Genomic DNA, 14,763 nt, shown 5'->3' with positions numbered 1-14,763 from the left:
ATTAGGCTCGAACGCGAATGGGCTCGGGCATCATCTGTGGCTCGACAGCCAGCTCTGCGCAGGACTCCTGCTCTTCGCTGCCTTCCCATTTGGCAACCACGGCCGTGGCAATGGCATTGCCCAGCACGTTGGTCAATGTACGGCCCATGTCCAGGAAGTGGTCGATGCCCAGAATCAGCAAGATGCCCGCTTCCGGCAAACCGAACATGGGCAGCACGGCGGCAACCACCACCAGCGAGGCACGAGGCACGCCAGCAATGCCCTTGCTGGAAATCATCAGCACCAGCAGCATGGTCAGCTGAGCCGTCAGTGTCATCTCGATGCCGTAGGCCTGAGCGATGAAGATGGCCAGGAAAGTGGTGTAGATCATGGAGCCATCGAGGTTGAACGAGTAACCCAGAGGCAGCACAAAGCCTGTGATACGCGGCTTGATGCCGAATTTTTCCAGCTGTTCCATCAGCTTGGGCAGCGTCGATTCGCTGCTGGCCGTGAAAAAGCCCACCAGCACCGGGCCGCGAATCAGCGACAGCAGACGGAAGACATCCTTGCCCAGCACCAGATAGCCGGCACCGATGAGCAGCACCCACAGCGCGGCCAGTGCAATATAGAAGCCCAGCAGGAACTTGCCGAACACCAGCAGCATGCCCAGTCCGTGGGTGGCAATGGTGCCGGCGACAGAGCCGAACACGCCCACGGGCGCAAAGCGCATCACGTACTCGGTCACGCGCAGCATGACATGCGAGGTCTCCTCCATCAGATCGACCAGCATGTGCTTTTTCTGGTGGTTCAGGTAGCCCAGAGCGATACCGAAGAACAGAGCAAACACCAGGATCTGCAACACCTCATTGGTGGCCATGGCCTCGAAGATGTTCTTGGGGAAGACATGGGTGATGAAATCCTTGAAATTCAGCGCACCGGTCTTCAGACCCAGGCTCTCGGCATTCGTGGGCAGCTCCACCGTCAGGCCGTGGCCGGGCTGCAATACATTGGCAAAAACCAGACCCAGAAACAGCGAGCAGAACGATGCCGCAATAAACCAGCCCAGCGCACGACCACCCACGCGGCCCACAGAGCCGGCATCGCCCATATTGGCCAGCCCCGCCACCAGCGTGGCAAAGACCAGCGGCGCGATGATCATCTTGATCATGCGCAGAAATACGTCGGTGAGAATGCCGAAATAGCCGGCAATGTCTTTGGCTGTCTCCGGTGTCGCGGCGTTGGCGTGGACGAGATAGCCCACAACCACACCCAGAACCATGGCCAGCAGAACCATGATGGTCAGGCGGTTGGATTTCATTTTTTGGAATCTTGGTATGCGTTGTTTGAGCCACTGCCTGAATCCAGGCCATGCAGGCACCGGACTCCGGCAGCGACAACAAACCGAGACGGACCGCCGACGGAACCGAGGTTTCGTCAGCTGGATCCTGCCCCAGTCTCACTTGGTCAGCCGCAGTGAAGCGGCGTGCCGTCCTTTAAGCACATACCGTGCCAGCCAAAAAATCACCTCCAAGTCTTTGATTTGCTTATATTCAAAATACTTTTTTGCATAACAACAATCGGATTTCCGGACAGCATCCGAATTAATTGACGGAATTCCGAACAGGACTCAGGCCGTGACTGCTGAACGTATCCAGTCCGGCAGCGCAGCGGCTTTCTGCCGGGGAAAATCCACCCAGATCACCGTGCCTCCGCCAGCGGCACAAATGACTCCCGGCTGCGTCACACGCTCCATGGTGGCCCAGGTCTCAAAGGTCGTGCGTGCGGGATCGCTGACAAACATCTTGAGCAGCACCTCGTCCGGATACGCAAGCTGCTGATAGAAATTGCAGAAGGCGTTGACGATGACCGGCCCTTGCCCCGCGGGGTCCGGATTCAGGCCCATGCCATGCATCCAGTCGATACGGGCAGTTTCCAGGTAGCGAAAGTACTGGGCGTTGTTGACATGCCCCATGGCATCCATATCGCCCCAGCGTACGGGAAAGCGCGTTTCATAGACCTGCTTTTTCAGCTCGGGCAGCTCGATTTTCATGCCGGTATGTCTCCTGATTGAACGAGGTTTGCATCTGCATCATCACCTTGTTCTAGTTTCTTTGAAGGATGGCGCGCACTGGGGCGATCACTAGCCTATGGACTTTGTCGCAACACCGATTGATGCGCTGTCGCCAAATCTGCACGGTCGTGCCGAGCTGTCAGCATAGAATCGCCCGCATCGCGGTTTTTGCAGACGCACCTGCCAAGGCCGTGCACGCCAGTTTTCCCAATCCAATATCAAGCGAGACTTTCCCGATGACAAACGAAGAGATCCTGGCCCAGTTCGGCCCGCGAGAGGCCATGGAATATGACGTGGTCGTGGTGGGCGGTGGCCCCGGCGGCCTGGCCACTGCCATTCGCCTCAAGCAGCTGGCGACCGAAAAAGGTCAGGATGTCTCCGTAGTCGTGCTGGAAAAAGGCTCCGAGCCCGGCGCGCACACTCTGTCTGGCGCAATCATGGATCCTCGCGCGCTGACCGAGCTGATCCCCGACTGGAAGGAAAAGGGTGCTCCCCTGAACCAGCCGGTGACCGAAGACGCCATGGTCTTCCTCGGCGAGAAGAGCTCCCTGCGCACGCCCAACTGGCTGCTGCCCAAGTGCTTCCATAACGAAGGCAACTACATCGTTCGCCTGGGCTTTGTCACCAAGTGGCTGGCAGAGCAGGCCGAAGCCCTGGGCGTGGAAATCTTCCCCGGCTTCACCGCTGCCGAAGTGCTCTACAACGAGGACGGCTCCGTCAAGGGCGTGGCCACCGGCAATATGGGCATCAGCAAGGAAGGCGAGCCCACGGGCGACTTCCAGCTGGGCATGGAGCTTCACGGCAAATACACCATCTTTGCCGAAGGTGCGCGCGGCCACCTGGGCAAGCAGATCATCGCCAAGTACTCCCTGGACGCCAACCGCGACCCGCAGACTTACGGTCTGGGCATCAAGGAGCTCTGGGAGATCGACCCCAAGCGTCACAAGCCTGGCATGGTGCTGCACACCGCAGGCTGGCCCATGAAGAGCGACACCTACGGCGGTGCCTTCCTCTACCACCTGGAAGACAATCTGGTCACGCTGGGCTTCATCACCGGTCTGGATTACTCCAACCCTTATCTGTCTCCATTCGAGGAGATGCAGCGCTGGAAGACCCATCCCAATATCCGCTACTACCTGGAAGGCGACGAAGCCAACGGCATCAAGCCCGCCAAGCGCATCAGCTACGGTGCCCGTGCCATCACGGCCGGCGGCATCTCCAGCCTGCCCCGCTTTGTCTTCCCCGGCGGCGCGCTGGTTGGCTGCGAAGCCGGCTTCCTCAATGTCAGCCGAATCAAGGGCAGCCATGCCGCGATCAAGACCGGCATGCTGGCGGCCGAAGCGGCATACGCCGCCATCGTCGCCGGTCGCCAGAGCGACGAGCTGACCGCCTATACCTATGCGTTCGAGAACAGCTGGCTCTATGAAGAGCTGTGGAAGGCGCGCAACTTCAAGGCCTGGTTCAAGAAGGGTCTGACCACGGCCACCGTGATGAACGGGCTGGAGCAGTTCGTGCTGCGCGGCAACATCCCCTGGACGCTGCATCGCAACAAGCCCGACCACGCCTATCTCAAGCCCGCCGCCGAGTGCGCCCCCATCGAGTACCCCAAGCCCGACGGCAAGCTGACCTTCGACCGACTCTCCAGCGTCTTCATCAGCAGCACCAATCATGCCGAGAACCAGCCGGCTCACCTGACGCTCAAGGACGCCAGCGTTCCTGTCGCCGTGAACCTGACCAAGTTCGCCGGACCCGAGCAACGCTACTGCCCCGCAGGCGTGTATGAGTTCGTGGAGGACGCGGCCGATGCCGGCAAGCAGCGCCTGCAGATCAATGCACAGAACTGTGTGCACTGCAAGACCTGCGACATCAAGGACCCGACACAGAACATCGTCTGGGTGACACCCGAAGGCGGCGGCGGCCCCAACTACTCAGGTATGTAATCCGTCCGCGATTGCATCCGGGCGCAGCAACTGCTCCGGATGCTGCATCACAAAAGCCTGCGCCAGCCGTTGCTGCGCAGGCTTTTTTCATGGGCTGAATGTTTTTAGCAACGCAGGCTGCCAAATGCCCACAAATTTGCAGCATCGCAGAAAAAACTCAGGCCACCGCAACCGCCGCGAATCCACCAATGAAGATCGCTCTCCCGCACAGAAAGAGCAATGTTCAAAAAACAGGCAGTTGCACCAATATGCTTGCCCATATCGCATCAGGCGCAGGAAAAATGCGGGACAAAACCAAAACCAGGACCCGCTCAACGCAATATTGCGCGCCATTGCCCTGCATCCGCACACACTAACTCCTGCCAAATAGCGCTTTGCGCAGCTTTCATGCCATTTTTTCGCGATCATCGTATAGGGATAAACAAGGTTATCTCAATCACGAAGACAGCCGGATCGGTGCAGTAGACTTTGCCGCGAGGCGACGCGCATCACGCACTGCCGTCTTAATTCACCTGCAACACACAAAACGCTGGAGATACACATGAAGCAGCTGTCCTTGGCCCGCATGGGCGCACTGGCCCTGGCAATTTCCGCCATGTCGGGTGCCTATGCCGCCGATACCAAGTCCGTGGCCGTGACCGCCATTGTTGAACACCCCGCCCTGGATGCGGTGCGCGACGGCGTCAAGGACGCCCTGAAGGCTGCCGGCTACGAAGAAGGCAAGTCCCTGAAGTGGCAATACCAGAGTGCACAGGGCAATACCGGCACCGCTGCCCAGATCGCCCGCAAGTTCGTGGGTGACAAGCCTGATGCCATCGTTGCCATCGCCACGCCTTCCGCTCAGGCCGTGATCGCGTCCACCAAGACCGTGCCCGTCGTGTTCTCCGCCGTGACCGACCCCGTGGCCGCGAAGCTGGTTCCCAGCTGGGAGCCCTCCAAGAACAATGTGACCGGCGTTTCCGACCTGCTGGCCCTGGACAAGCAGATGGATCTGGTCAAGCAGGTCGTGCCCAATGCCAAGCGCATCGGCATGGTCTACAACCCCGGTGAAGCCAACTCCGCCGTGGTCGTGAAGGAATTGCAGGCCCTGCTGCCCAAGATGGGCTGGACCCTGGTGACTGCTGCGGCTCCCCGCTCGGTGGACGTCTCCAGCGCCGCACGCTCGCTGGTAGGCAAGGTGGACGTGATCTACACCAACACCGACAACAACGTGGTGTCGGCCTACGAATCGCTGGTCAAGGTTGGCCAGGACGCCAAGATTCCTCTGGTGGCTTCTGACACCGACTCCGTCAAGCGCGGTGCTGTGGCTGCCTACGGCATCAACTACCGCGATCTGGGCGAGCAGACCGGCCGCATGGTGGTGCGCATTCTCAAGGGCGAGAAGCCCGGCGACATCAAGCCCGAAGTCTCGACCAAGATGGAACTGTTCGTGAACCCCGGCGCAGCCGAAAAGCAAGGCGTGAAGCTGTCCGACGCGCTGATCAAGTCCGCCGCGACCGTGGTCAAGTAATCCAATCCCTGTCGCCAGCACTGCCGCTCTCAGGCGGTGCCAGCGCAGCGGCAGGTGCCGTGGCAACATGGCCCTGCCGATTTTTTTAGACGTTTGCCGCGCCTGTCGCTATCTCTATGTCTCTATTTTCCATCCTCGGTGCCATTGAAATTGGCCTGATCTTCAGCCTGGTGGCGCTGGGCGTCTTCATCTCCTTTCGCTTGCTGCGTTTCCCCGATCTGACGGTCGACGGCAGCTTCCCCCTCGGCGGTGCGGTATGCGCCATTCTGATTTCCACGGGCACCAACCCCTGGCTGGCCACGCTGGCCGGCACAGCGGCCGGAGCCGTGGCCGGCTTCATCACAGGCTGGCTCAACGTCAAGCTCAAGATCATGGACCTGCTGGCCTCCATCCTGATGATGATCGGCCTGTACTCGGTCAATCTGCGCATCATGGGCGGCCCCAATGTGCCGCTGATCAACGAGCCCACACTGTTCACCATGCTGCAGCCGGCGAACATTGAAGACTACGTGATGCGTCCCCTGATCATGCTGGGCTTTGTCATAGCGGCCAAGCTGGCTCTGGACTGGTTCTTTGCCACCGAACGCGGTCTGGCCATCCGTGCCACGGGCTCCAATGCCCGCATGGCCCGCGCTCAGGGCGTCAACACTGGTGCCATGATTTTGCTGGGCATGGCAATTTCCAACGGCCTGGTCGGTCTGGCCGGAGCGCTGTTCGTGCAGACGCAGGGCGGCTCCGACATCTCCATGGGCATCGGCACCATCGTCATCGGTCTGGCGGCCGTGATCGTGGGCGAGACCATCCTGCCCTCGCGCAAGATCATCTGGGCCACGCTGGCCGTGGTGCTTGGCGCCGTGGTCTACCGCTTCTTCATCGCAGCGGCCCTCAATATCGATGCCATCGGCCTGAAGGCACAGGATTTGAATCTGGTGACGGCAGTGCTGGTGACCATCGCACTGGTGATTCCGCAAATCAAGAAAAAGCTGAAGAGAAAGTAACCCCCTGAGCGGCTTTGCCGCGTCCCCCAAGGGGGACGATGGCCTTTGCTGCGGGGCGGCCCCTGCGGGCCCTCTCGCCAAGGAACTGCAGCACTCACAAATGCTGCGCCCTCAGTGACTGATCGGAATACATCATGCTGAACGCACAAAACCTCGAACTCACCTTCAATCCCGGCACGCCGATCGAAACCCGCGCCCTGCGCGGCCTGTCGCTGTCCATCCCCGACGGCCAGTTCGTGACCGTCATCGGCTCCAACGGCGCAGGCAAGTCCACATTTCTGAACTGCGTCTCGGGCGACCAGAGCGTGGACAAGGGCAGGATCGAAATTGCCGGCATCGACATGACGCGCATGCCGGTATGGTCCCGCTCCAAGCAGGTGGCCCGCGTGTTTCAGGACCCCATGGCCGGCACCTGTGAAGACCTCTCCATCGAAGAGAACATGGCGCTGGCACACGAGCGCGGCAACCTCCGCGGCCTGTCCAAGGCAGTCAAGGCCACCAATCGCGAGCTGTACCGCGACCGCCTGGCCACGCTGGGCCTGGGTCTGGAAAATCGCCTGACCGACCGTATCGGCCTGCTCTCGGGCGGACAGCGCCAGGCCGTGAGCCTGCTGATGGCGGCGCTGCAGCCCTCGCGCATTCTGCTGCTGGACGAACACACGGCCGCGCTTGACCCGCGCACCGCGGACTTTGTGCTGCAACTGACGGCACGCATCGTGCAGGAAGCCAATCTCACCACCATGATGGTCACGCACAGCATGCGCCAGGCGCTGGATGTGGGCACGCGTACCGTCATGCTTCACCAGGGCAATGTGGTGCTGGACGTCAGCGGCGAAGAGCGCTCCAAAATGGATGTGCCCGACCTGCTGCACATGTTCGAGAAGGTGCGTGGCGAGAAGCTGGCCGACGATGCACTGCTGCTGAGCTGAAGCCCGGCCCGATCCCTACAAAAAGTCCGCCCCTGGCGGACTTTATTTTTGATAGCTGCCAGCGCTTTAAGGCTCTACATATCAGATAAATTAATATCTGAAATCCATATACATCAATCGCTTAAAGCCCCTTTAAAGATAGCAACCGCTTCAGCCCAGCAGCTTGGCGCGCAGCTGCGCGAGCTCGGCCGCGCCCAGACCCAACCCTTCGCTCAGGTAACGGCCCATCGAGCCGAAGCCACGCTGGGCCTCGTCGAACTCCGCCTCCAGGTAGTTGCGCTGCACGCCCAGCAGGGGCCAGTAGAGATCGGCGGCCTCCTTGCCGTTGTGCGCCAGCATCTGCTGATAGGTGGCGTTCATCCAGGCCTCGGTGTAAGTATTGGTGAGCAGGTAGTCGTTCAGGATGGTTTCGCGCGGTACGCCGGCAATGGTGTGCAGCAGCGCCGCCACCCAACCCGTACGGTCCTTGCCGGCGGTGCAGTGAAACAGTTGCGCATCGGCGGTAGAGGCCATGGTCCTGAGCAACTGCCCCATGCGAGCGCGCATGCCGGCGTCGCGCACCATCACGCGGCCCATCTCCTCCATCGCGGCCTCGGTCTCCTTGGCCGTATGAAAGGGCGAGAACACCGGGTCGACCGTGCCGAAGAGGTTCATATACACATAGCGGATCCACGGCGGCAGACGGTCCGCGTCCTTGGCCGCCTCGTTCGTGGTGCGCAAATCGTAGGCCGTGCTAATGCCCAGATTGCCCAGCGTCGCTGCATCGGCCGCACTGGGCAATACCGCATTGGAGCGGTAGAACACGCCGCGCTTGAGTGGCTGCCCGGCAGCGTTGCGATAGACCGATGTGTCGTCCGCCCCGGCCACGTCTCGGAAGTTGAGCATGGACGACAACCTTGGCGTGGCCGCTTTGGGCTCCATGCCGTCCCCGCCGCCGCAGGCGGCCAACAACCCGCCGCCCCCCGTGGATAGCAGTCCCAGCAGCCCCAGGTGCAAGACCCTGCGCCTGTCCATGCTGCGATCGATCTCCGCGAATGAAACCACTCCTGTCACCCCCTTCATGCCTGCTCCTTTATGGGTAAAGGCCATGCATCCACCCTTCGTGGATCATTGACAGGCGCAGGCTATCAGCGATGGCTGACTTGACTTACCGGCTGTGGACCTTAGTCCGATTGGTCTAAGTACAAGCCTAGGAGCCAGAGCCGGCACCGGTGAAAGAGCTTGTTCAATCCCCCAGACGGCCTGGGCTGACGATCACCCATTGGTGCATGTGCCGCTACACCTTGGCCCGGCTCAGTCCCGGGCTGCACAAGGCCTCGGTCACATGGCCTCGGTCACATGGCCTCGGTCACATTGCAGTGATGCGTCTTCAGCGCCTGCCGCCACGCCGTGCACGCGTCCTGCACCTGCGCCAATCTGTGCCTCCAGCCCGGCAATGGCCTGCAGCGCATCCCCTGCGGCGAACGACTGGGCCTGACGCGGCCCGGCCTGACGCGGCTCGGCTCGGCTCGACGTGGCCCGGCCTGACGCGGCCCGGCCTGGTGTGGCGCGCGCACAGTTCACTATCAAAAAAGAAGCTGCCAGTCCTTGATAACTATTGGCTGGCGGCTTTTTTCATTGAAAGACAGAAGATATCGACAGCCAACATTGACATTTCGACAAATATTTTTGACGAAATAAAAATTAAAACAATCAAATAGACAAAGCTCCACCGAATGCAGGTCAAGCGGGAAGCCGCTCTCGCCGACGATTTGACGAAGATATAAGGATATTTTTCTGAATTTCTGATCCAGCCATTAATTCTGAAATATCAAACACTTAGATATCGATTCAAGCCACGGCGCCCCTGTTCCACAGCTCGCGCTGTACGGCTGCTGCGCAAATCGCTCACAATCTGCACCCTATCGGAAGCCACTGAGCACGATGCATGTCATCGCCACTCACGCTGACCGCATTGATATCCGGAGACCCCGACATCAGGGCGCAACAAAAAGAGCATGAGGCCAATGCTTTCACCAGCAGAACCGCCCAGGCTTCATGATCCGCAAAAAACCAATATCTCTCATGAGCGATAGCCAAGCAAAAACTGACAACGGTGGCTTGCACCGTTCCCTCAAGGCCCGACATATGTCGATGATCGCCATCGGCGGCTCCATCGGCACCGGTCTTTTTGTCGCCTCTGGCGCAACCATCTCGCAAGCAGGCCCCGGCGGCGCATTGCTGGCCTACATGATCGTGGGCCTGATGGTCTATTTCCTCATGACCAGTCTGGGCGAGATGGCAGCACACATGCCCGTCTCCGGCTCTTTTGCTACCTATGGCGCCAAGTACGTGGATGAAGGCTTTGGCTTCGCCCTGGGCTGGAACTACTGGTACAACTGGGCCGTGACCATCGCCGTGGACCTGGTTGCAGCGCAGTTGGTGATGGCCTACTGGTTCCCCGGCACCAACGGAGTGCTCTGGAGTGCTCTGTTTCTGGCACTGATGTTTGGTCTGAATGCACTATCTGCCAAGGGCTTTGGCGAATCCGAATTCTGGTTTGCCGCCATCAAGGTCACAACGGTGCTGGTCTTCATCGCCATCGGCGTGCTGATGATCTTCGGCATTTTGCAAGGCGGCGCGCCCGATGGGATCTGGGGCAATATTGCCAACCTGAGCACGGGCGACGCACCGTTTGCAGGCGGCTTTGCGGCCTTGATCGGCGTGGCCATGGTAGTGGGCTTTTCCTTCCAGGGAACGGAGCTGATCGGCATCGCCGCCGGCGAATCCGAAGATCCCGCCAAGAATGTGCCCAAGGCCGTGCGCAAGGTGTTCTGGCGCATTTTGCTGTTCTACGTCTTCGCCATCCTCATCATCGGTCTGCTGATTCCCTATACCGACCCCAAGTTGCTGCGCAACGACCTGGGCGATATCGCCGTCAGCCCCTTCACACTGGTGTTCGAGCGTGCCGGCCTGCTGGGCGCCGCCGCCGTGATGAATGCCGTGGTACTGACCTCGGTGCTGTCGGCCGGCAACTCCGGCATGTATGCCTCCACCCGCATGCTGTATGCGCTGGCCAAGCAGGGCATGGCGCCCAAGCTGTTTGCCCAGGTCAACACGCGCGGCGTGCCCGTGCGGGCATTGATCGCCACCACCGTGATTGCCGCTCTGTGCTTTCTGACCAATATCTTCAGCCCTGAGGTCGTCTATATCTGGCTGCTGAACCTGTCCGGCATGTGCGGCTTTGTCGCCTGGCTGGGCATTGCCATCAGCCACTATCGTTTCCGCAAGGGCTGCGAAGTGCAGAACTACGATTTGAACCAGCTGCCTTACAAGGCAGCGGCCTTCCCCTTCGGCCCCATCTTCGCCTTTGTGCTGTGCCTGGTCATCACCTTGGGCCAGAACTATGAGAACCTGATCAAGGACCAGATCGACTGGGTCGGCGCCATTGCCACCTATATCGGCCTGCCGCTGTTCCTGGCCATCTGGTTTGGCTACAAATGGGTCAAGGGCACCAAGATCGTCAAATACTCGGAGATGGATCTGAACGGCTCGCGTTAATACCTAGTCATTTTTGACCCGGCCCAAGGCAGCACCGGCAACGGCGCTGCCTTTTTTGCGTCCTGGGCTTGCCTCGGATGCTGTCGATTAGTCTCAACAGACGATTCATGTCATGACAAATATCTGAAAAATACATGCTCGCAGGCAATGGCCTGCACCGTTTTTTCACTTGGAAAACAAGAGCAATGCAACAAAAGTCGATGAGCACAGCGCTGATGCTGTGCATAGGTTTGCTGAGCGCAGGAGCCGCCTGTGCCAAGGTTCCCGCTGCGGAAGCCGACAAGCTGGGCAAGGAGCTGACCTGCACCGGCGCCATCAAAGCCGGCAATGCCGACGGCAGCATCCCGCCATTCACGGGCAAGATCCTGGGCGTTCCGCCCGGCGTGAAGTTCACCAGGTCCGTGGGACAGTTCCAGCCCGATATCTACGCCAATGAAAAGCCGCTGTTCGAAATCACGGCCGCCAATATGGCGCAATATGGCGACAAGCTCAGTGCCGGCCAGAAGGCGCTACTGAGCAAGTTCCCCACCACCATGCGCATTCCCGTCTATCCGGGCCACCGCGACTTCCGTTATGACGACGATATCTGCGCCGTCATCAAGCGCAATGCACTGGAAGCCGAGGTGGTCAACGACGGCAACGGCGTCAAGGGCTTCATGGGCGCTCTGCCCTTCCCCATTCCCAAGACCGGCCTGGAACTGCTCTGGAACAACCTCATACCCAGCCGCGCCAGCACCGAAGAGGTGGAACGCGACATGGCGCTGGTGGGCGCAAGCGGCGATATCGCCTGGGGCCGCACCAGCTATATCCAGCTCAGCCGCTATGACTCCAAGGAGAACCTGGGCAAGCCCAACGAAGGCAAATACGCCTATGTGACCAATTTCTCCATCCTGCCCGAGCGCGAAAAAGGCAGCGTGATCCTGTCCATCGAGCCCATGAACTTCGGCACGGACAAGCGCCTGGCCTGGAACTACGATCCCGGCACTCGCCGCGTGCGACAGTTGCCCGAGTTCGGCTATGACCAGCCCTCCCCGGGCACCAGCGGCAAGGCGACCATCGACTCAGAACGCCTGTTCAACGGCGGCTCCGAGCGCTATGAGTGGACCCTGCACGGCAAGCGCGAAATGTTCATTCCTGCGAACACCTTCCGCATCAACCAGCAGATGAAATACGCCGATCTGCTCAAGCCAGGTCACCCCAACCCAGCCTACACCCGCTATGAGCTGCGCCGCGTCTGGGTGCTGGAGGGCAAGCTCAAGCCCGGCTTCCGTCACCTGTACTCCAAGCGTGTGATGTTCATCGACGAAGACACCGGCCACGCCGTCTCGGGCGACTTCTACGACGCACGCGGCCAGTTGTGGCAGCACGGTGAAATCAATTACTACTACGCCTACGACATCAAGAAATGGCACGCGGGCACATCGTTCTACTACGACCTGAATGCCGGCTCCTATGTGAGCATGAATCTGGTCCAGGAGCGCCCCAAGGCACCCATTCTGGGCAAGGACGACCTCAAGCCGAGCCAGTACACTCCCGAGGCGATTCGCAACCTGGGCAACTGATAAACAACAGGTGGTTCAGCCACCGCGCGCACCGCACCGAAAGGTGTACAGAGAGGCCCTGAGCCTCTCTTTTTTTATGGCCGCTCCCGCCCCTAAACCGGAGCGCGCCCCAGCATAGGCGCGGGCAGCGTGCTAGGATGAAACACGGCACCGGCATTGAAAATGCATAGCAGTTGGTGCCGTTTTCTCTGTCTTCGAGTCGATTTCAACGTGAGCATCATTCACAAGCAGCCAACGACCCACCCGGTCGCATGGCAGGGCGCGGATCTGGCGGACACCGCCTCGCGCACTCATCGGCCACCCGCCGCCCCCCTTGCCGCCATCGATGCCATGCGGGCCCGGTTCGGACAGCGCCTCGACTCACTTTGGAACAAGGCGTCCCCTCGGCCAATGTCGCAGCCTCGTCCTGTTTTTAATCCCTGCACAACAAAGCCCGACTACGCTTGCAGAGGATTTAGTTCGCCGCAATCATGACCTCCATGCAATCCCTGGCCCGATGGCTGCCCTTTCTCAATTGGCCCAAACCGACTTTCGGCCTGCTGCGCGGCGAGTTCTGGGCCGGCCTGACCGTGGGCCTGATGTTGCTGCCCCAGGGGGTGGCTTACGCAGCGCTGGCGGGCATGCCGCTGATCACCGGCATCTACGCCTCCATCATTCCGGCCGCAGTGGCCATTCTCTTCAGCCCCTCACCCCGGCTGGGCGTGGGGCCGACGGCGCTTAGTGCCTTGCTGATCGGCGCCTCTTTGACCGGCATGGCCGAGCCGGGCTCGGCCCAATGGGTGGTACTCGCTGCATGGATGGCCATTTTGTCGGGCCTGGTGCAGTGGAGTCTGGGCGTGGTGCGCGCGGGCTGGCTGCTCAACCTGGTCACCTCGCCGGTACTGGCAGGCTTCACCCAGGCTGCTGCGCTGCTGATTCTGGCTTCGCAGCTGCCCACCCTGCTGGGCATGCGCGCTGACTGGTCCACCGTCTGGCATTCGCCGTCCATCTATCTGTTCAGCATCCAGTCCATCGCCTACGGCCTGGTCAGCATGGCCTTGCTGATGCTGGCCAAGAAATGGCGTCCTGCTTTTCCCTCGGCCATTTTCATCATCGGCCTGAGCGGCCTCATCAGCTGGCTCACGGGTTTTGCCGATACGGGCGGTGCCGTGATCGGTCATCTGCCTGCGGGGCTGCCCAGCTTCCAATGGCCAGGCATGCTCGACTGGGAGCAGTTCGGCGCCCTGATCATGCCGGTGCTGGTCATCTCCCTGGTCAGCTTTCTGGAGACAGCCTCCAGCGCCCAGGTAGAGCATCAGCAGGCCGGCACGCGCTGGAACGAGAACCAGGATCTGATCGCCCAGGGCCTGTCCAAGATCAGCGCCGGACTGTTCGGCAGCTTTGCCACCAGCGCATCTTTCTCACGCTCTGCCGTCAACCTGCTCGCAGGTGCCAGGACCGGCTATGCCAACGTCTTCTCCATTTTGCTGGTGGTGGTGGTGGTGCTCTGGTTCATTCCCTGGCTCTACCATGTGCCTCAGGCAGCGCTGGCTGCCATCGTGATCACCGCCGTGCTCAACCTGGTCAAGCCCAGCGCCATCCTCAAGCTGTTCAGGATCTCCAAGGTCGAAGCCAGCATCAGCGTCGCCACGCTGGTGCTGACCATCGTCACCGCCCCCCGCATGTACTGGGGCGTGTTCGCGGGCATCATGCTCAGCCAGGCTTACTACCTCTATCACCACCTGCACCCGCGCATCATCGAGGTCGGCGAGCATCCCGACGGCAGTCTACGCAGCCGCAAGCTTTGGCAATTGCCCCCCCTGGCACCTGAGGTCGTGGCTCTGCGCATGGATGCAGACCTGGACTTTGCCACGGCCACGGCACTTGAGCGCTACGCCGCCGATGCCCTGCAGCAAGCGCCCCAGGCCAGAGATCTGGCGCTGCTGATGCAGTCCATCAACAGCATAGACATCACCGGAGTCGAAACCTTTGCCCGACTCGAACGTCTGGTCGCATTGCGTGGCGGTCTGCTGCACGTGGTGGGGCTGAAGCTGCCGGCCGAGCAAAGGCTGGAGCGCGCCGGCCTGCTGCACAAGCAAGGCAGCCCCATCAGGCTCTATCGCACGGATGCCGACTTTCTGCGAACGCTTGGCAATTTCCCCACAGAACTGGCTCCGATCAACGCTGACGAAAAGCCTACATCCACAAAAAGATAGGGGGCGCTGCTACACTGACGCCCATCATTGATAGTTTGT

The 14,763-nt window shown here is 60.4% G+C and carries 12 protein-coding genes; 8 read left to right on the top strand and 4 right to left on the bottom strand.

Annotated features, from left to right (window positions below):
- Position 1: 1 nt before the first annotated feature.
- Complete coding sequence (locus QYQ99_RS25210) at positions 2–1,297, bottom strand: dicarboxylate/amino acid:cation symporter (RefSeq protein WP_302090512.1); 1,296 nt, start codon at positions 1,295–1,297, stop codon at positions 2–4.
- 309 nt (positions 1,298–1,606) lie between these two features.
- Complete coding sequence (locus QYQ99_RS25205) at positions 1,607–2,029, bottom strand: acyl-CoA thioesterase (protein ID WP_114862637.1); 423 nt, start codon at positions 2,027–2,029, stop codon at positions 1,607–1,609.
- Positions 2,030–2,286: 257 nt separating this feature from the next.
- On the opposite strand from QYQ99_RS25205, the gene QYQ99_RS25200 reads away from it, so the two are divergent.
- The 4 genes from QYQ99_RS25200 to QYQ99_RS25185 all read left to right on the top strand — a co-directional run bounded on the left by QYQ99_RS25200 (position 2,287) and on the right by QYQ99_RS25185 (position 7,427).
- Positions 2,287–3,990, top strand: a complete 1,704-nt coding sequence (locus tag QYQ99_RS25200) for an electron transfer flavoprotein-ubiquinone oxidoreductase (RefSeq protein ID WP_302090511.1) — start codon at positions 2,287–2,289, stop codon at positions 3,988–3,990.
- A gap of 541 nt (positions 3,991–4,531) precedes the next feature.
- The gene (locus QYQ99_RS25195; protein ID WP_003054768.1) at positions 4,532–5,500 is read left to right on the top strand and encodes an ABC transporter substrate-binding protein; all 969 of its coding nucleotides are present in this window, start codon (positions 4,532–4,534) and stop codon (positions 5,498–5,500) included.
- A gap of 116 nt (positions 5,501–5,616) precedes the next feature.
- The gene (locus tag QYQ99_RS25190) at positions 5,617–6,498 is read left to right on the top strand and encodes an ABC transporter permease (RefSeq protein WP_302090510.1); all 882 of its coding nucleotides are present in this window, start codon (positions 5,617–5,619) and stop codon (positions 6,496–6,498) included.
- Between the two features lie 134 nt (positions 6,499–6,632).
- A complete protein-coding gene (locus QYQ99_RS25185) occupies positions 6,633–7,427 on the top strand; it encodes an ABC transporter ATP-binding protein (RefSeq protein ID WP_302090509.1) in 795 nt (264 codons plus the stop codon).
- 150 nt (positions 7,428–7,577) lie between these two features.
- On the opposite strand, the gene QYQ99_RS25180 is transcribed toward QYQ99_RS25185, so the two are convergent.
- Positions 7,578–8,312 carry a tyrosine-protein phosphatase gene (locus QYQ99_RS25180; RefSeq protein WP_302090508.1) on the bottom strand — a complete coding sequence of 245 codons (735 nt, stop codon included), beginning with the start codon at positions 8,310–8,312 and terminating at the stop codon, positions 7,578–7,580.
- Here QYQ99_RS25180 and QYQ99_RS25175 point away from each other — a divergent pair.
- Positions 8,311–8,541, top strand: a complete 231-nt coding sequence (locus QYQ99_RS25175) for a hypothetical protein (RefSeq protein WP_302090507.1) — start codon at positions 8,311–8,313, stop codon at positions 8,539–8,541. The genes QYQ99_RS25180 and QYQ99_RS25175 overlap by 2 nt on opposite strands.
- Positions 8,542–8,747: 206 nt before the next feature.
- Here QYQ99_RS25175 and QYQ99_RS25170 read toward each other — a convergent pair whose 3' ends face one another.
- Positions 8,748–8,996: a hypothetical protein gene (locus tag QYQ99_RS25170; RefSeq protein WP_302090506.1), complete on the bottom strand. Its 249-nt coding sequence runs from the start codon at positions 8,994–8,996 to the stop codon at positions 8,748–8,750.
- Between the two features lie 558 nt (positions 8,997–9,554).
- Between QYQ99_RS25170 and QYQ99_RS25165 the strand changes: the two genes are divergently transcribed.
- The 3 genes from QYQ99_RS25165 to QYQ99_RS25155 all read left to right on the top strand — a co-directional run bounded on the left by QYQ99_RS25165 (position 9,555) and on the right by QYQ99_RS25155 (position 14,724).
- Positions 9,555–10,967 (top strand): amino acid permease, encoded by a 1,413-nt coding sequence (locus tag QYQ99_RS25165; protein WP_437439085.1) that lies wholly within the window; start codon positions 9,555–9,557, stop codon positions 10,965–10,967.
- Between the two features lie 185 nt (positions 10,968–11,152).
- Entirely contained in the window at positions 11,153–12,529 is a 1,377-nt protein-coding gene (locus QYQ99_RS25160) for a DUF1329 domain-containing protein (protein WP_302090504.1), read from the top strand.
- A 479-nt stretch (positions 12,530–13,008) separates the two neighbouring features.
- The gene (locus QYQ99_RS25155; protein WP_302093268.1) at positions 13,009–14,724 is read left to right on the top strand and encodes a SulP family inorganic anion transporter; all 1,716 of its coding nucleotides are present in this window, start codon (positions 13,009–13,011) and stop codon (positions 14,722–14,724) included.
- Positions 14,725–14,763 lie beyond the last annotated feature (39 nt).

This window comes from Comamonas testosteroni (assembly GCF_030505195.1).
GTDB classification, from domain to species: domain Bacteria; phylum Pseudomonadota; class Gammaproteobacteria; order Burkholderiales; family Burkholderiaceae_C; genus Comamonas; species Comamonas testosteroni_G.
This window is presented reverse-complemented; position numbering and strand designations above follow the sequence as displayed.